Source organism: Diaphorobacter sp. HDW4B (genome assembly GCF_011305535.1).
Lineage (GTDB): Bacteria > Pseudomonadota > Gammaproteobacteria > Burkholderiales > Burkholderiaceae_C > Diaphorobacter_A.
Genome location: NZ_CP049905.1, coordinates 5050165 through 5067418 on the forward strand (window position 1 = coordinate 5050165; position 17254 = coordinate 5067418).

Below are 17254 nucleotides of genomic sequence, written 5' to 3' on the forward strand. Positions count from 1 at the left end.
GCCCATGCACAACTCCCACGACCCGCGCGTGCTGCCCATGCGCGACGGAATCAATCCCAGCTGCGTGGTGTTGCCCACGGTGGGCGAGGGCAACCTGATCGACTTCTTTGCCACCCGCCTTCCCGCCGTGTCGCGGGGTGACTGGCTGCGGCGCATGCAGATGGGCGAAGTCATCGATGAATTCGGCCAACCCGCCACGCCCGAGCGTGCGTTCGTGCCCGGTGTGCGCTTTTATTACTACCGCGCACTGGATCAGGAAGCCGAGATTCCGTTCGCCGCGCACATCCTCTTCCAGGACGAGCACCTGCTCGTCGCCGACAAGCCGCACTTTCTGCCCGTGGTGCCGAGTGGCCATTTTCTGCAGCACACGCTGCTCGTGCGATTGAAGCGTGAGACGGGGCTGCAGGATCTGTCTCCGGTGCACCGCATCGACCGCGACACCGCTGGCATCGTGCTCTTCTCGATACAGCGGCAGACACGCGGCGCATACCAAGCACTGTTTCGTGACCGCAGCGTGAAGAAAGAGTACGAGGCCGTAGCGCGTTTTCGCCCTGATGTGACATTTCCGCGCGAGCACCAGAGCCGCGTGCAGGAATGTCCGGAGCAGTTCTTTCGCATGCAGGAAGTGCCCGGCGAGCCCAACAGCCAGACGCACATGGACATCATCGAGCAGCAGGGCGACTTCGCGCGCTATCTGCTCAAGCCAGTGACCGGCAAGCGCCACCAGTTGCGCGTGCACATGGATTCACTCGGCCTGCCGCTGATGGGCGATGCTTTCTATCCGGTGGTGAACGATCCGCCAGAAGGTGACTGGTCCCATCCGCTGCAACTGCTTGCACGCCGGATCGAGTTCACCGATCCGGTGACGGGCGAGCTGCGCCGGTTTGAAAGCCAGCGCAGCTTGCGCGCGCTGAGTGAGTTTGCGGATCATCCGCCAGCCAACTGAATCAAAAAAACGAGGGAGAGACAAATGACAGATGCCCAATGGAGTCGGGAGCAACTGCGTCGCGACGGGTATGTCGTGCTGCGACAGGCCATTCCTGCAGATTGGCTCGATGGATTGCGCACCGCATTCGACGCGAATGTGGTGCCATCCAACCAGTGGCCCGTGCCGCGCGATGCGACCTGGCGCTTTTCCATGCTGGATCTGGATGCCAAGGTTCAGGCGGTGTGTCGCTTGCCGACCCTGCTGGCGGCGGTGGGTGAATTGATTGGGGAGAACTTTTTCCTCTCGCAGGTCGAAGGGCGCGAACCGCTTGCGGGACACGGTCACCAGACGTTGCATCGGGACATGAACTTGCGCAGGCCCGGTGACACGGTGCATGCCATGGCGTTTTTCGATGACTACGGTCCGTACAACGGTGCTACCCGCTTGGTGCCAGGGACTCACCGCCCCACGCCGGATGAGCCGCCATATGACTTTCTGGACGAATCCCGGTCGCAGCAGTTGGAGGGAAAGGCGGGCGATCTGCTGGTGTTCGACTCCGACCTTGTGCATGCAGGCAGCCTGAATCCCACGGGCGGTCGCCGTCGATCACTGCTGTTTTGCTACTTCGCAGAAGTGCTCCATGCCGCGCACATGGAGACCGCGCACCTCAGGAACGTCCGGATGAAGACGACGGACCGTTTCACCAAAGAAGGATCGACTGTTCTCAAAGTCGCTTGAACTCCATTTCCCGCAAGATTTCTTGATGAGAGACATGCAAAGTCATGAGTAAAAACCCTTGCATGACGTGAAATATTGTGTGCAGATTACCCTGTTTAGGGGACATACAAACGAAAAATTGATGTGTATTATTGCGCTCATCACATGTTGAAACATTGTCAACCACGGTTCCATTCATGAGCGCATGTCTACGAAATTCGGTTGCAGCACTGCTCGCTGGCGGGCTGATGCAGGTGGCCTCTGCCCAGTGGGTTGTGTCATCCGGTGCCGCCTTTGACCTTGCTGGCGGCGCTGCCGATCTGGCTTGCTTGCCGGTGGACATCTCGGGCACATACAGCTTGAGCGGGGGCAGTGCGGCCAATGCCGGTCCATTGACCATCGCCGCTGGTGGAGTGCTCAATGCGCAGGGGCAGATGCTGCTGGGCGCGGACTTCAACAATCTGGGAACGCTGAATGCCGCCAACGGGGCTGTGACTTTGAATGGCGCTTGCGTGGCGGCAGGCGCAAGCATCTCGGTCGGCGGCACGGCGGTTTTCAATGACCTCACGATTTCTTCAACCAGCGGACAGACGTTCTCTTTCCAGCCCGGTACAAGCATTACCGTCAATGGCAATCTGACAGTTTCGGGTACCCCGGGCGCACCCGTCGCGCTGGTCAGTGCCTCGGGTGTGCCGATCACCATTCTTCTCGGGCCTGGAGCCCGTGTGACGCAGTCCAACGTCACACTCACCAACATCATCATCGGCGCGACGGTGACGCCGCCCGCTTCGACCACACCCGTGCCGGTACTCGACAATCTGCTGGTATCGATCTTGAGCCTGATGGTGTTCGTGCTTTCTTTCGGCGCTCTTCGTGGTCGCCGCAGTTCCAACCTCCAACGCAAACAGCCATGACTCTCGCCAAACCTCTTTCAGCCAGTCTTTGGGTCGCATACGGATCACTGGCCTTGGTGACCAGTGCGGCGCATGCTGCAGATGTCAGCATCACGCCGACAGCCGGATCTGGTTTTGTGATCAAGGACCAGGGCGGTGCAGAGCGGTTTCGCGTGCAGGGCACGGGTGAGACTTATGTGCCGGGCTTGCCCACGACGAGCACCACCACCGGTCAGTTGCTGTGCTTCGATCCGGCCTCGGGCCAATTGGTCAAATGCGCGCCAGGTACCGGCACGGGCGCAACAGGTGCGACGGGCGCCACTGGACCGACAGGTGCCACAGGGGCCATCGGCGCGACCGGAAGCACTGGTGCGACCGGTGCCGGTGCGACAGGGGCAACGGGTGTCACCGGACCTACAGGCGTCACGGGCGCGATCGGTGCCACGGGCCCTACGGGGGCCACAGGCGCTGGTGCGACCGGTGCAACGGGTGTACAGGGCATTCAAGGCATACAGGGTGTCACGGGACCCACTGGTGCAACAGGACCGACCGGTGCGCAGGGCATTCAAGGCGTGACGGGGCCCACGGGTTCGCAAGGGATTCAGGGCACCATTGGCCCAACTGGTCCGCAGGGTTCGCAAGGGATTCAGGGCCCGATAGGTACGCCAGGCACCACGGGTAGCCAAGGCCTGCTGGGTCCTACGGGACCGACAGGACCCACAGGCTCCGTTGGCTCGCAGGGCCCGACCGGTGTTCAGGGGCCAACAGGCGGCGTCGGGCCTGCTGGCTCGGTGGCAGCGTTGACCCCCGTAGAAGCATCGACTGCGACGGGTGCCACAGGCAGTGCTTGTGACATCACGGCTTGCTGCCCAGCAGGTCAGCGCGTGATTTCGGGAGGGTATTCAACGACCAACGGACAAACCGGGGACGCCGCATTCGATGTTCGCGTCGCTGCAAACTACCCGACCACCGGATCGTCGGCCTGCGGTGCTACGGTGCAGGGCTGGACTTTGCGTGCGCTCAACTCATACAAAAACGTGGCCTTGTCCTGCACGGTCTACGCGCTCTGCGGGCAATGATGCATCCAGCATCCTCCCACGGTGAACACGGCGAAGTGCACACGCAAGGTCTGCGGGTGCAGGGCGCTCGCTCCATGCGGCTGCCGTGGCGCTTTGATGCTGCGGCCGCATTGGACGAGGCTCGTCAGTTGCCTGCAGATCTGTGGCGCACGCATTTCAACCAAGGGCGGCACGATGGCGGATGGCAGGCGTTGGCATTGACCGTCGCACCGAACGCCCCCATCGATGTCATGCCCATGGATGCGGCTCCGCAAAGCTATGTGGCAGCGGATGCGCTTGGCCAGTGCCCGGCAATCCAATCGATCTTGCGCACGATGGCCTTGCCTTTCCAATCCGTTCGCCTGATGCGCTTGCTGCCGGGCTCCGAAATCATGGAGCACACCGATGCAGGCGTGTGCGCGGCCAACGGCGAGGCCCGTCTGCATATTCCCCTTCAAACGGATGAACAGGTGTTCTTTCACATCGCCGGCGAGCGCCTGCCCATGCGTGCGGGGGAGTGCTGGTACACGGATGTGTCATTGCCGCATCGCGTGCGCAACCGCAGCGAGCAGGCGCGGATTCATCTGGTGATGGATGCGCTGGTGGATGAGCAGTTGGCGCAGGCGTTTGTCGCAGGTGATGGTGGTCAGCCAATGGACGCCTCGCGTGATCCTTGGACGGAGTTCCAGCGTTTTCGTGCAGCAGTGTTCGATAACACCGTGTGGGCAGAATCGTTGATGGAGTGTACTGATCTGGCAAGCCTGCAACTGCGCAGTCTGGATCTTGGCAAGACGCACGGATTCGCTTTCGAAACCTCGGATGTTGAATCCGCCATGAGGGCTGGGCGCAATGCCTGGACGCAGCAATGGGTGCTCTGACTCTGCGCGGCTGGCGGCCGATCCGCATCTACTGGAATGGCAGCGAAGTCATGGTGGACTGGGCTCGCTTGGGCGATGCTCCGCACCTTCAGCCGTTCTTTCAGGACAGCGTGAGCCAGCAACTGCGCAAGCCATTTCACAACGCATTCCGACGCCAGACCTCGCTTGGCGAAATGATTGCATGGCATGAGCAATCTCCGGGATTGACGCCGTGTGCGGTGGTTTTTCATGTCTCGCGCTGCGGCTCCACATTGATTTCTCAAGCGTTGTCGCAAAGCGCGCACCATCTGGCGCTCTCCGAGCCTGTGCCGCTGGACGTATTGCTCCGTCAGGCACTGGTGGACGGTTGGCTCACGGAAGACGAAGTCATTGCGGCCACGCGTGCGTGGCTCAGTGCCTGGGCGCAGCGCAGTGATGCGGGCAGCCCGCCGCTCGAATCGGTATCGATCAAGCTGGATGCATGGAACACGCACCAAGCTCCGCTGATCGCCAAGGCCTGGCCCAACGCGCAGCAGATTTTTCTCACGCGTGATCCGCTCGCCGTGCTGGTTTCGCAAATGCAGGAGCGTGCGTTCTACATGGTGCCCGGGGCAATGGGAGCGCATTTTGGCCCCGCTGGTTTCAGTGTGTTGGAACAGGCAATCATGCCTTCTGCAGAATATTGCGCCCGCATTCTGGGACGCATCTATGCTGATATGGCGCGCGTCGCACATCCTGAAAATGCATTGATTCTTGACCACGCCGAACTGCCAGCAGCCATTGAACAGCAATTGCTTGAGCGCCTTGACTGGGAGCCCAACGACCACGAATTGCAAGCCATGCGCGAGCGCCTGTCACGTCATGGCAAGCGACCGACGGAAAGCTTTGTATCTGACGCCTCGGCCAAACACGCAAGTGCCAAAGAAGAGTGGCGTACGTTGGTCGCCAAGTGGATTGAACCGCATTACCGCGCCTTGCTGCAGCAGCGCGCGGACTACATGAAAAACATGACAGAGGCAGTGACATGACCGCCATACCAAGACGTCGCTTTCTCGCCTCCAGCACCATGGCTGCCAGTCCCATGTTGGGATGGAGTGCCGTACACGCGAGCACAGCGCCAGAGCGTTCAACGCACGCATCTTCCGCCAACCCATGGAAGCTGCTGGCCGTTGCACCCGCATCGCGCAAGATGCCGGAATTGGCGCGCGATTACCGCCGTGGTGTGGAGCTTGGTTTGGCTCAGCACCCCGAAGTGCCGCTGCAATTGCAATGGGTGGATGCACAAGCTGTTCCCTCCAAGGCCGCGCGTGAGATTGCCGATCAGATTGACAGCAGGTCGGATCTGCACGGTATCTTTGGCTGGATGCCTTCCGCACTCGCTGAGCGCGTGGTCGCTTACGCCAACGATCGCCATCTGCCTTTGTGGGTGAGCGACACCGGTGCCGATCTGCCAGCGAACGCAACGCGAAACAAGCCGCAAGCGCAACGCACTCACAGCTTGGAACTATGCGATTGCGCCGCCACCTTGGCGCGCGAAGTGTTCATGCAGAAGGGCGCGCGCGCGGTGCTGGCTGTGGGCTGGCTGGAGTCGGGCTACGATTTTGTGTATGCCTTTGAACATGCTTACCGCGCCTTGGGCGGCCAAGTGACTGCGCGCCATATTGGCGGACCGGTGGAGCCATCCAGAGAGTTTGACGGACTTCGCAGAACCATTCTTGAACAACGCCCGGACGCTGTCGTTGCCCTGTACTCAGGCGCGCAAGCCGTGCGCTTTGGGCAATGGTGGCGGGCGAATGCACAGGCTCAGGGACCTTGGTCTTTGGCGGGCCTGCCTTGGCTTGCACAAGGGGACGTGCCGGTCGATACGCTCATGGTGGGAGCATGGCCGCTGGCTGGTTCAGCCGCAGGTGGTGACTGGCAGCATCAGTTCGAGCGCGCTGGTCTGCAATGGTCTGCAACTGCGCTGCTGGGGGCTGAAGCAGGGTTCAGCATTGGCGCGTCATTGCGCGGCATGGGCGCTCAACCTTCCAACTCCGCATTGCGCGATGCATGGTCACAAGCCGCGCTGCAGGGGCCGCGTGGCCACAGGGCATGGAAGCCGCAGGGCAGTGCTGGGTCGCTTTGGGTTTCATTGGCTTCTTCTGTGGTGAGTGCGCGGGTAACCGCTGCACCACGCGTTGAAGCACATTCTTCCATCAGCGGATGGCTCAACGGCTATCTGCAAACCTGAATACTTTTGAAAAGGACAGAGATATGGCTGATCCGTTTGTTGGTGAAATCCGCATGTTTGGATTCAATTATGCGCCGCCCGGGTGGGCATTTTGCAACGGGCAAATACTTGGCATTCAGCAAAACTCCGCCCTGTTTGCGCTTCTTGGAACCACTTATGGTGGAAACGGTTCCACTTCGTTTGGGTTGCCCAATCTGCAGGGCCGCTTTCCCACGGGCATCGGACAGGCGGTAAGCGGGAGATCTTACACATGGGGACAGCAGGGCGGTAGTGAAGCAGTCACGCTGAACACCACGCAAATACCAGCGCATGCACATGCGACGGTTGCAACCACCAACGGGGGAACGCAGCAAGCGCCTGATGGCACTTCGGTGATTGCAGCGTCCAATCAGCGCGACTCCCAGTTCGCGCAAGCCAGTGGAGGAGGCCTTGTTGCGATGTCGGCTCAATCAGGTGCGCTCACGGGTGGCAATCAAGCTCACGAGAACATGCCTCCCTATCTCGCACTGAACTTTTCGATTGCACTGGTAGGCATATTCCCTTCACGCAACTGATGAACCCAGTGGGTTGATCCCATCGTTCAGATGGCACTGCGGATCAACGCGACAGCTTCAGCGACTGACAAGTTTGGAGCTGCGCTTAAATGCACCTCGGCTTGGATGGGTGGTTCATAAGGACTGTCGATGCCGGTGAATTCCTTGAGTTCACCGCGTCGCGCACGCGCATACAGCCCCTTGGGATCGCGCGCTTCGCAAGTTGCAAGTGGCGTGTCTACAAACACCTCGGTGAACTGACCCGGCGCAAACAGCGCGCGGGCCTTGGCGCGGTCGACGGCAAACGGTGAGATCGTCGACACCAGCACGATCAAGCCTGCGTCCACCATCAGCCGCGCGACATGTGCAATGCGCCGAATGTTTTCTGCGCGCGCTGCTGCGTCAAACCCCAAATCGGCGTTGAGCGTGTGGCGCACATTGTCGCCATCGAGCACACAGGTGAATCGGCCTTCGGCATGCAGCGCTTGCTCCAGCGCATTGGCCAAGGTGGTCTTGCCCGAGCCGGACAAACCTGTGAACCACACGCAGCGCGGTGTTTGCCGCATCAATTCCGCACGCATGACCGGCTGCACGGAGAAGCCCGTAGGAGTGATCAAGTGCTTGGATGGCTGCATGCGATTGGAACGGGTAGTGGTGGTGGTGATGTTGGCCGTTGTTGTCTTCAAGTCGCGATGCGCGAAATGGCTGGCCTGCTCATTTCAAGATAAGGCCCTTGCATTTCTCCGGCCACGAAACCGTTGCGTTCATACAGATTGCGCGCTGGGTTGTCTGGTTCGACGAACAGTCGCATCGATTGCCCATTCGCATCGGCCAGTGACGTGAGCCAGTGCATCAGCGTGCTGCCGATTCTTTGGCCGCGAAGGTGAGAGAGGATGGTGATTTCCATCAGCCCGACAAATTCAAGATCGGCATTGACGTAGATACGGCCAATGGCCTCGCGACCATGCGCTCCATCGCGCTCGATCACAAAGTAATGTGCATGCTCGTAGTGGCTGCGGTAGTGACGATCCTGCAACTCGAATTGCGAATCGCAGAATCCGTCTTTCTGCGCTTGCGGCCAGTCCGTGACCGAAAGCTCGCGCGCGCGCAAGTCACGAAAGAGGTTGCGCAGAAAGGGATAGTCGTCACTTTGAATGTCGCGCAAGTGCAAGCCATCCACATGCAGAGACGAGGGCAACTCAAGCGGCATGGGAGAACACGGCTTCGTAAACGTAGCCCTCCGGGAGCAGCCCGGTGGCACTGATGAACGTGGCGAAATCACCTAACGCTGGATGTCTTGTTCGGTAAGTCTGTGCGGGCAACTGCGGTGCCTTGGGGCCTTGAAACAGCAGGCTGAAGCGCTTCATTCCATCGGCATCTGGCTTCTCGACGAAAGCCGTCACATGAAGCTCTGCCGCATGCGTGTTGCCGGACAGATCGCCGTAGAACAGCTGCAGCGTCTGCCCAGAGAGTTGGCTTGCAATCTCATGGGTGATCGAGCGAGACCAAAGCGCGTCATCGATCAGATGAGTCGGAGATTCATGTGGCATCGGCACCTTGATGTAGTTATGTGGAACGGGTCTGTCAAATTCTACCGGCGCACTCCGTTGGAAACCACAGATTCACCAATCAATTGCGCAAGCCGCTTCACCAATGTCGGAATCCGAGATTCGGACGTGTTGCCATAACCCAGCACCAACCCGTTGTCGTCGCTCGTCGGTTTCAACGCAAATCGCGACAGCGGCGCAGGTGCCATGTCGTAAGCGCGTGCGGCGTCGCAGATGGTCGAGTCGCAGTATTCGTGTGGAAGTTGCACCGTCAAATGCATGCCGCTGTCACCCCCTGAAATGCGGTGCGGAATCTTCGAAAAATGCGTGGCAATCGCTTCGCGCAGCACGCTTTGGCGCGAACGATACAGCCGCCGCATTCGGCCCAGGTGACGGGTGAACTGGCCGCTGGCGATGAACTCGGCCAAAGCCAGTTGTTCAAAACGATGGCCGCCACGCAATGTCTCGCGCAGCAGCACTTGCGCGCGCTGGAGCAGTGCCTCGGGCAGCACGAGAAATCCAAGGCGCAGGGCAGGGAACAGCGTCTTGCTGAAGGTGCCCGCATAGAGCACGGGTGCGTGTGGCACAAGGCCTTGCATGGCGCCGATCGGCTCGCCGGAGTGGCGGAACTCGCTGTCGTAATCGTCCTCGATGATCCATGCGCTGTGCTGCTCGGCTTTGGCGATCAGGTCGAGCCGGCGCGCTGCGCTGAGCACCGAGCCGAGCGGGTACTGGTGCGATGGCGTGGTGTAGATGACGCGCGGGGGATGGGTTTTCCAGGCGGCTTCTGGTGCACAGATGCCGTCCTGATCGACGCGCATGGGCACGATTTTCAGGTCGCCGCAGGCCATGGCGGTTTGTGCGCCACGGTAGCCAGGGTCTTCGACCCATGCGGTGTCGCCGGGGTTGGCCACGAGCCGCATGCAGAGCGTGAGGGCTTCCTGCGCGCCTTCGGTGATGACGACTTGTTCGGGCTCGCAACGCACGCCGCGCGCAACGGCCAGGTGGTTGGCGATGGCGACGCGAAGTGCCTGCTCTCCGAGCGGATGGCCATAACCGAGCGCATTCACGCCAGCTTGTTGAATGGCCTTGTCGAGGCAGCGCTTCCACAGCGTGAGCGGAAAGCGCGAGAGTGCGGGAACGCCAGGGCGGAAGGCGAGCGACTCGGATGCGGACATGCCGTTGTCGCGGATGTGGGCCGCGCGCCTGGCGATGGCGGGCAGGGCTTTGTCGTTCTTTGCGCGTGCGGTTTTGCTGGTGCTTGCCTGCGTTTTGGCGAGCGCTGCAACGGTCGTGCCTTGGCGGCTCAAATGGATGAAGCCTTCTGCGCCCAACAACTCATATGCTGCAGTCACGCTGTTGCGCGAGATGCCAAGCGCCAAGGCGAGCGTGCGCGAGCCGGGCAGGCGGGTGTCGGAGGGCAGTCTGCCATTCAGAATCGCACTGCGGATATGCTGCTGCAACTGACGTTGAAGCGAGTCTGCGCTGGGCTGGCGAGACAATGGCGATTTGGTGAGCAGGGCGATCAGCGGATCGGCCAGCAGTTCTTCGGGCGGCATGGGTTTGGATGAATGGGCTTGGTGCTTTCCCGGGTGGGCGAGCAGATTCGGTGATTTCGTGGCACTATCAAATGTGCCTTGAGTGGCGCTGTATGGCAAGCCACGATGAGGATAGATTTCAGGGTGTTCGCTCATCCCGCTCACCTGTGACATCGACAAGGAAAGACTCACAACATGTCCGCACGCACCAACGAATTCGGTCAACCCATCGGCCCCGCCATGCCTGATTGGACGCCCCGCGCACAGCCCTCCGGCGTCACGCTCAAGGGGCTCTTTTGCCAGTTGGAGCCGATCGATGCGAGCAAGCATGCTGCCGAACTGTTCGCCGCTTACCGCACTGCGCCACAGGGCTGGACCTACATGGTCGCAGGTCCGTTCGAGCGCGAGGAGGACTACCGCGCCTACGCCGAGACTATCGCCAAAAGCACCGATCCGCGCCACTATGCGGTGATCGATCTGAAGTCCGGCAAAGCGGTGGGCACCTTGTCGCTGATGCGCATCGACCCGAACAGCGGCGTGATCGAGGTGGGCAATGTGATGTTTTCGCCGCTGCTGCAGCAGACGCCGATTTCCACCGAAGCGCAATATCTGCTCATGGCCTACGCTTTTGACCAACTGGGGTATCGCCGTTATGAATGGAAATGCGATGCGCTGAACGCACCTTCGCGCACCACGGCGGACCGGCTGGGTTTCACGTTCGAAGGAGTTTTCCGTCAGGCCGTGATGTACAAGGGCCGCAGCCGCGATACGGCGTGGTTCTCCATCATCGATGCCGAGTGGCCCAAGGTGAAGGCGGGCTTTGAATCCTGGCTGGCTGCGGATAACTACACTGCCGACGGCAAGCAGAAGCAATCGCTGAAGGCGCTGCGCGGTTGATCATTGGATGAAGGCTGCAAGTTCGTCATCGAGAAATCTGGCACTGGGCGCGCTCACCGGCGCCTATGTGCTCAGCCAGTTCTATCGCAGCTATGTGGCGGTGATCGCCACGCAGCTGATCGACGATCTTCGTCTGTCTCCGCAGATGTTCGGCCTGTTTGCCGGGGCCTTGTATTTCACCTTCGCGATTGCGCAGTTGCCACTCGGTCTGGCGTTCGACCGATATGGCGTGCGGCGGCCAGTGCTGCTTTGCATGGCGATTGGCAGCGTGGGCGCGCTGGCGTTGCCGCTCACGCACAGTGTGCCAATTGCGATTCTTGCGCACATCGGTTTGGGCATTGGCTGCGCGCCGCTGTACATGGGGTTGCTCAACTACGTGCTCAAGTCCGGCAACGGTGCGGAGCAGGTGCGCATCGTCACGCGCTCCAGCGCCATGGGCTATGTGGGCGCGGTGGCGGCAGGGTTGCCGTTGGCCTGGGGTGTGGCGACGATGGGCTGGCGCTGGTCGCTGGGCGTGGTCGGTTTGCTGATGGTGCTGGCCACCGTGTGCGTTGCGCTTACCTTGCATGAAGACGCCATGCCCGACAATGCAGAAAAGAAGGCTGCTTCGGAAAGTATGGATTCCGGCGGCATGTCGATGTCGTCACGCATTGCATTTGCTGCGCTCATTCCGGTGAGTTTTGCGCTGATTTCCGGCGGCACCTTCCGCATGTCCTGGGGCGGGCCTTACTTTGCCGACATCTTTCAGTTCGATGTGGTGCAGCGCGGATATGCGATGACCGCCGCCAGCTTGTTGGCCATGTGCTGGGCGCTGTCGATCTCGCGCGTGTTGCGTGTCATCACTGTGAAGACCTTGGTGCTGTGCGCGTTTGCGGTGGGCGTGGTGTCGGCGCTGATTCTGGCGCAGTGGCCCGCGCAAAGCGCGTGGATTGGCGTCACCCTCGTATGCGTGCTTTTCTGTGTGGGATCGATCCATTCGCTGGTGATGTCGCAGGCGCGTTCGGTGGTTCCGCAGCGTCAGCTTGGCCTGTGGCTGGGCGTGCTCAACACCATGGTGTTTCTGGGCGTGGCAGTGAGCAACAGCGCCTTTGGCTGGATCGCCGAACAGGCAGCACGCAGTGGAATAGCAGGCGGCGCCATGTATTCGCGGCTGTTTCTTTTCACCGCTTTGGTGATGCTCATCGGCTGGCTGGGTGCAACGCTCAGCCCGAACATTCCGCAGTCCCCACCTCAGCCGCGCAAGGGCTGATCCGCGGACACGCATCGCGGTGCGTAAATTTTTCGCCACCAAGCCACCACGCGCTATCAAAAGTGGTCAAATCAAAGGTAGCAACTGATGGTCTTCAGCGGCACTGAAATTTCGCTTACCGGAGATGGGGTAGATGCCCGAGGCAAAAGAGCAGCTCAGCAACCTGCTGTCGTACATATTGGAGCAGGACAAGGACATTGACCCGCGTGGTTTCAAACTCCAGGGCTGCAAGGACTTCATCATCGGGCAACACGAACTGGCGCAGTTGCCCGGTGTGGAGTTGAACACCGAAGATGAAGAAGGCGCGGTCTGGCTGGGTGTGCAGCGGCTGGTGCCGATTGCGCCGCCAGCGGTCGGTTATCTACATCATCGCGACTATCTGAATGTCGCGCAGGAGCCGAGCGGGCCGGTGCCGAGTCTCGATGAAAAGCGCATCAAGGCGCTGGACGCCTTGCGCGAGGAGCAGGACCGTCGGCTGATTGAAGAGGGCGTGATCGTCCAACGCGAATTCAACACCGTGGCTGACGAGGCTGCAGTGGTGCTGGAGCACTATCTGCCGCTCTGGCAATTCTGGGCCGACGAAGAGGTCGAGCGACGCAAATCGATTGCGCTCTACAGCCAGCTGTTTGCGCTCAAGACGCAGGTGGAACTGGAGACCAGTCTCAAGCCCATCGAGGTGGTCTGGGGCATGGCGATTGCGTCGTGGAAGCTCACGAGCGAGCGCCATGGTCGTGTGGATTACCAGTATCCGCTGCTCACGCAGGCGGTCGAGATTTCCGTCGATGCGGTGTCGCTCGCCATCGAGGTGCGCCCGCGTTCGACGGTCCGTCCGCGCCTTGAATTCGATGCGTTGACCAACTGCAATGTGCCGCTGGCTGCCGACATCGAAAACGCCGCGCGCAAGCTGCTGGTGGAGGGTGGCGAAATGCTGTCCCCATTCGAGCCCGCAAGCTACGAGCCGATCGCGCGTTTTGTCGCGGGCAATCTGCATGAGCGCGGCACCTACGATCCTGATCTGAAGACCTATCCGGCGATCAAGGACGAGTTTGTCGTATCGAATGCGGCTGTGCTTTTTGCGCGCCCCAAACCCAGCAACTATCTGCATGAGGACATTCAACGCCTGCAGCAGCGCATTGCCGTGGCCGATGATCTGCCCAGCGCCGCGCTGATGCTGGTGACGCCGCCAAGCGAGGAGGCCAGCGAGATTCAGCCGCTGAGTTTTCGTGGCATGTCAGGCGACACGCGGCCGGGCATGGGCAGTGCCGAGCCCGCGCGCGAGTTGTACTTTCCGCTTGCCTACAACCAGGAGCAGGTCACCGTCATCGAGCAGCTTGAGCGCACCGATGGCGTGGTCGTGCAAGGCCCGCCGGGCACCGGCAAGACACACACCATCGCCAACATCATCTGCCACTTTCTCGCGACGGGTCGCAAGGTACTGGTCACCTCCAAGGGCGAGCCCGCGCTGACCGTGCTGCGCAGCAAGATTCCCGAAGACGTGCGCGCGCTGACCGTGGCGCTGCTGTCCGGCGACCGCGAGGGCATGCGGCAGTTTCAGACCTCCATCGAAACCATCACGCACCGCATCTCGCAACTGCAACCGGCGCAGACCGAAACGCTGATCGCCAAGCTGGGCAGCGAAGTCACGCAGGCCCACGCACGCCTGTCCGACATCGACCGCCGCATCAACGCAATCGCGCGTCAGCAGCTCACCTCCATCGAGGTCGATGGCATGCCCATGCGGCCCGAAGCCATGGCGCAGTTGGTGGTCGATGGAGAAGCGGCCCATGGCTGGTTTCCCGATGCACTCACGCTGCGCCCCGAACATGCGCCACCTTTGAGCGAAGAAGAGGGCGCGGTGCTGCGCGATACGCGTCGCCGCCTGGCCTCCGACATCGGATTGCTCGGGGAGCAACTACTGCGCGCGGCAGATCTTCCGGCGATTGCCGATGTCGGCCAATGGCAGCAAGCGCTGCTGGCCGAGCATGAACTGGAAGATGCCGAACGCAGCGGCAGCCTGGAGCGGCTGGCGTCGTCATCGCCCGAATCGCTGGTGCATGCGCTGGAGCTCAAGACGCATATCGACAAGGTGCTGGCCGTGTTGCGCGAGCTTGATGAGTCGGGCGACGACTGGTGGCCGATGCTGCGCCAGCGCCTGGGGCAGAGCCGATTCGCCGTCGAACGACAGGCGCTGGAAGCCTTGTTCGACGATGTGGTGAAGCTGGAGTTGGCCCGCTCGGCCTTCATGCAAAAGCCCGTGACCGTGCCGCCCGGCGCGTTCGAGCAGGTCAAGGTGCGCGAGGCTATCGCCAAGGGTTCAGAGGACGGCAAGCCGTTTGGGTTTCTGTCGTTTGGCATGGGCGATGTGAAGGCGCTGGTCGGTGAAATCCGCGTGGCCGGTTTGGAGCCCGCAGGCGCTGCCGACTGGCAGCATGTGCGTCGTTATCAGCAACTGCACAGTCAGGTTCTGTCGTTCACCACGCGCTGGAACGAGGTGGCCGGACTGCTCGGCATTCCCAAATTTACGGGTGGCGTGGACATCCTGCGAGCGCTGTCGCTCACCGCGCGCACGGCCCGCACCGTGCATGATCTGGTGGTGCGGCTCGATGCCGATTCGGTGCATTTGGCCGAACAGGTTTTCGCCACACCGCCCATCGACAAGCTCAAGCAGGGGCAGCCAGATCTGCAAGCGATTCGAGTGCAACTGGACCGCCATCTGGGCCGCGCCCAACTTGCCAAGGCGCAGAGCGCTGTGGCGCGATTCAGGGAAACGCTGGCTGGCCAAACCGCACATCTGGTTCCCAAGTTGCGCGATTTTTCGGTGGAAATTCTGGGTGCTCGTGCGCAGACTGCGGCTCAGGTCGAACAGGCTTATGCGTCCATTCTGGATGAGGTGCGCCGAGTCGAATCGCTGATGCCGGACCTGCAGCAGCTCGATGCGCTCACGCGCCGCATTCACCAGGCCGGTGCCATGCAACTCGCATGGAAGCTGCGCACGCAGGCGCTCGCCGAGTCCGGCGACGATGCGGTCTGGCCCAGCAACTGGCGCGATGCGTGGCGTTATCAGCGCATCTCCGGGGCCTTGGGTGAATTCGCCGGAGCGGCGGAACTCAAGGCCTTGTCGGGCGAGCGCAAGGAGCTTGAAGCACGCCTGTCCAAGCTCTACACCGATCTGGTCACCGAGTCCGCGTGGCTTGCCACCAAGAACGGTGCTTCGCAAAAAGTGCTGTCTGCGCTCGAAGCCTACAAGGTCGCAATCCGCAAGATCGGCAAGGGCACGGGCGTGAACGTGGCCACGCACCGACGCGATGCGCAGAAGGCGATGCAAGATGCGCAAGGCGCGATTCCGTGCTGGATCATGAGCCACGCGAAGGTGTCGGAATCGCTGCCGCCCGATCTGGGTGCGTTCGATCTGGTCATCGTGGACGAGGCCAGTCAGTCCAGCATGTGGGCGCTGCCCGCGATCTTGCGCGCCAAGAAGATTCTGGTGGTCGGCGACGACAAGCAGGTTTCGCCCGATGGCGCGTTCATTTCTGCTGCGCGCATTCAGGAACTGCGTGATCGCTTTCTGGCAGATCAGCCGTTCGCGCCGGTCATGACCATCGACCGCTCGCTGTACGACCTGGCCTCCACCGTGTTCGCATCGCAGCGCGTGATGCTGCGCGAGCATTTCCGCTGCGTGCCCGCCATCATCGCGTACAGCAACACCGCGTTCTACGGCGAGCAGATTCAGCCGCTGCGCATCCCCAAGGCGTCGGAGCGCCTCGATCCGCCGCTGGTCGACATTCTGGTGCGCGGCGGCGTGCGCGATGGGCGCGACACCAATGTGCTCGAAGCCGGTGCCATTGCGAGTGAAATCGAGGCCATCGTGCGCAACCCCGACATGGCGGGACGCAGCATCGGCGTGGTGTCGCTGCTCGGCTTGGAGCAGGCCAAGCACATCGACACGCAGGTGCGCTCGCGCGTGGACGCAAAAGAGCTGCTGGAGCGCGACTTCTACTGCGGTGACGCGAGCATGTTCCAGGGCGGCGAGCGCGACATCATGTTTTTGTCGATGGTCGTGTCACCCGGCACCAGCACCGCACGTTCAGGCACCAGCGCCGAGCAGCGCTTCAACGTCGCCGCTAGCCGCGCGCGCGACCGCATGTACCTCGTGCGCTCGGTCACGCTCGAAGACCTCTCCGACAAGGATCTGCGCCAAGGCCTGCTCAAGCATTTCTCCATGCCCACGGCGGCGGCAGAGCAGGAGAGTGCGGATCTGTCCGCGCTGTGCGAGTCCGGCTTCGAGAAGGACGTGTTCAATACCTTGGTGTCGCTGGGCTACCGCGTGACACCGCAGGTCAAATCCGGCGCGTATCGCATCGACATGGTGGTGGAGGGCGGAGACGACCGTCGCCTTGCCATCGAATGCGACGGCGATGCATACCACGGCCCCGACCGCTGGCCCGCCGACATGGCCCGCCAACGCGTGCTCGAGCGCGCGGGTTGGACCTTCTGGCGCTGCTTCGCCTCGACCTGGAAGATGTCGCGTCAGGGCTGCATCGATGATCTGCTGCAGACCTTGAGCGCACTGGGCATCGCGCAACTGGGTGCGGTGGAGCGGATTCCTGCGCTGGTGGAGCAGCGTGTGTGGCCGGTTGTGCAGGAGGTGCTTTCGGAGGAAGCCGCAAATGAGTCGGCTACCGAGTTGGAGTTGGCATTGAAGGCTTGATTTGTTCGAGGGCAGGAGGACATGGGATGGTGCTTTAATTAAATTATTGCCTCATAATTTAATTAGTGAGAGGCATTGATAAAGCCGCCTTAACTAACC

General features: G+C 61.3%; 14 protein-coding genes and 1 pseudogene. 11 read left to right on the forward strand and 4 right to left on the reverse strand.

Annotated elements, in window-relative coordinates; genetic code table 11:
• The first annotated feature begins 4 nt into the window (after positions 1-4).
• From G7048_RS23070 to G7048_RS23105, 8 genes are all read left to right on the forward strand, one after another.
• Positions 5-946: a pseudouridine synthase gene (locus G7048_RS23070; protein WP_166070371.1), complete on the forward strand. Its 942-nt coding sequence runs from the start codon at positions 5-7 to the stop codon at positions 944-946.
• A gap of 24 nt (positions 947-970) precedes the next feature.
• A complete protein-coding gene (locus G7048_RS23075; protein ID WP_166070372.1) occupies positions 971-1666 on the forward strand; it encodes a phytanoyl-CoA dioxygenase family protein in 696 nt (231 codons plus the stop codon).
• Positions 1667-1842: 176 nt separating this feature from the next.
• Positions 1843-2559: a hypothetical protein gene (locus G7048_RS23080; RefSeq protein WP_166070374.1), complete on the forward strand. Its 717-nt coding sequence runs from the start codon at positions 1843-1845 to the stop codon at positions 2557-2559.
• Positions 2556-3617: a collagen-like protein gene (locus G7048_RS28725; protein ID WP_166070375.1), complete on the forward strand. Its 1062-nt coding sequence runs from the start codon at positions 2556-2558 to the stop codon at positions 3615-3617. The genes G7048_RS23080 and G7048_RS28725 overlap by 4 nt, the downstream gene beginning before the upstream one ends.
• Positions 3614-4474: an aspartyl/asparaginyl beta-hydroxylase domain-containing protein gene (locus G7048_RS23090; RefSeq protein ID WP_166070376.1), complete on the forward strand. Its 861-nt coding sequence runs from the start codon at positions 3614-3616 to the stop codon at positions 4472-4474. The genes G7048_RS28725 and G7048_RS23090 overlap by 4 nt, the downstream gene beginning before the upstream one ends.
• A complete protein-coding gene (locus G7048_RS23095) occupies positions 4462-5481 on the forward strand; it encodes a sulfotransferase (protein ID WP_166070377.1) in 1020 nt (339 codons plus the stop codon). Before G7048_RS23090 ends, G7048_RS23095 begins: the two co-directional genes overlap by 13 nt.
• On the forward strand, positions 5478-6683 hold the full coding sequence (locus tag G7048_RS23100; protein WP_166070378.1) for an ABC transporter substrate-binding protein: 1206 nt from the start codon (positions 5478-5480) through the stop codon (positions 6681-6683). The genes G7048_RS23095 and G7048_RS23100 overlap by 4 nt, the downstream gene beginning before the upstream one ends.
• Positions 6684-6706: 23 nt before the next feature.
• Positions 6707-7237 (forward strand): phage tail protein, encoded by a 531-nt coding sequence (locus tag G7048_RS23105; protein ID WP_166070379.1) that lies wholly within the window; start codon positions 6707-6709, stop codon positions 7235-7237.
• 26 nt (positions 7238-7263) lie between these two features.
• Here the strand turns inward: G7048_RS23105 and cysC are convergent.
• The 4 genes and pseudogenes from cysC to G7048_RS23125 form a co-directional block, all read right to left on the reverse strand.
• Positions 7264-7794 (reverse strand): annotated as a pseudogene (gene cysC, locus G7048_RS23110) (adenylyl-sulfate kinase); the annotation flags it as partial.
• A gap of 104 nt (positions 7795-7898) precedes the next feature.
• Positions 7899-8381 carry a GNAT family N-acetyltransferase gene (locus G7048_RS23115; protein WP_166070380.1) on the reverse strand — a complete coding sequence of 161 codons (483 nt, stop codon included), beginning with the start codon at positions 8379-8381 and terminating at the stop codon, positions 7899-7901.
• 34 nt (positions 8382-8415) lie between these two features.
• Complete coding sequence (locus tag G7048_RS23120) at positions 8416-8766, reverse strand: hypothetical protein (RefSeq protein ID WP_166070381.1); 351 nt, start codon at positions 8764-8766, stop codon at positions 8416-8418.
• A 41-nt stretch (positions 8767-8807) separates the two neighbouring features.
• Positions 8808-10322: a PLP-dependent aminotransferase family protein gene (locus G7048_RS23125; protein ID WP_166070382.1), complete on the reverse strand. Its 1515-nt coding sequence runs from the start codon at positions 10320-10322 to the stop codon at positions 8808-8810.
• 174 nt (positions 10323-10496) lie between these two features.
• On the opposite strand from G7048_RS23125, the gene G7048_RS23130 reads away from it, so the two are divergent.
• The 3 genes from G7048_RS23130 to G7048_RS23140 all read left to right on the forward strand — a co-directional run bounded on the left by G7048_RS23130 (position 10497) and on the right by G7048_RS23140 (position 17155).
• On the forward strand, positions 10497-11198 hold the full coding sequence (locus tag G7048_RS23130; RefSeq protein ID WP_166070383.1) for a GNAT family N-acetyltransferase: 702 nt from the start codon (positions 10497-10499) through the stop codon (positions 11196-11198).
• 7 nt (positions 11199-11205) lie between these two features.
• On the forward strand, positions 11206-12447 hold the full coding sequence (locus G7048_RS23135; protein WP_166070384.1) for an MFS transporter: 1242 nt from the start codon (positions 11206-11208) through the stop codon (positions 12445-12447).
• Between the two features lie 133 nt (positions 12448-12580).
• Positions 12581-17155: an AAA domain-containing protein gene (locus tag G7048_RS23140; protein ID WP_166070385.1), complete on the forward strand. Its 4575-nt coding sequence runs from the start codon at positions 12581-12583 to the stop codon at positions 17153-17155.
• The last annotated feature ends 99 nt before the right edge of the window (positions 17156-17254 follow it).

Coding starts and splice junctions, on each gene's coding strand:
- G7048_RS23105 (WP_166070379.1), top strand. CDS start 6,707: ATGGCTGATCCGTTTGTTGGTGAAATCCGCATGTTTGGATTCAATTAT.
- G7048_RS23120 (WP_166070381.1), bottom strand. CDS start 8,766: ATGCCACATGAATCTCCGACTCATCTGATCGATGACGCGCTTTGGTCT.
- G7048_RS23140 (WP_166070385.1), top strand. CDS start 12,581: ATGCCCGAGGCAAAAGAGCAGCTCAGCAACCTGCTGTCGTACATATTG.
- G7048_RS23070 (WP_166070371.1), top strand. CDS start 5: ATGCACAACTCCCACGACCCGCGCGTGCTGCCCATGCGCGACGGAATC.
- G7048_RS23135 (WP_166070384.1), top strand. CDS start 11,206: ATGAAGGCTGCAAGTTCGTCATCGAGAAATCTGGCACTGGGCGCGCTC.
- G7048_RS23075 (WP_166070372.1), top strand. CDS start 971: ATGACAGATGCCCAATGGAGTCGGGAGCAACTGCGTCGCGACGGGTAT.
- G7048_RS28725 (WP_166070375.1), top strand. CDS start 2,556: ATGACTCTCGCCAAACCTCTTTCAGCCAGTCTTTGGGTCGCATACGGA.
- G7048_RS23100 (WP_166070378.1), top strand. CDS start 5,478: ATGACCGCCATACCAAGACGTCGCTTTCTCGCCTCCAGCACCATGGCT.
- G7048_RS23090 (WP_166070376.1), top strand. CDS start 3,614: ATGATGCATCCAGCATCCTCCCACGGTGAACACGGCGAAGTGCACACG.
- G7048_RS23095 (WP_166070377.1), top strand. CDS start 4,462: ATGGGTGCTCTGACTCTGCGCGGCTGGCGGCCGATCCGCATCTACTGG.
- G7048_RS23125 (WP_166070382.1), bottom strand. CDS start 10,322: ATGCCGCCCGAAGAACTGCTGGCCGATCCGCTGATCGCCCTGCTCACC.
- G7048_RS23130 (WP_166070383.1), top strand. CDS start 10,497: ATGTCCGCACGCACCAACGAATTCGGTCAACCCATCGGCCCCGCCATG.
- G7048_RS23080 (WP_166070374.1), top strand. CDS start 1,843: ATGAGCGCATGTCTACGAAATTCGGTTGCAGCACTGCTCGCTGGCGGG.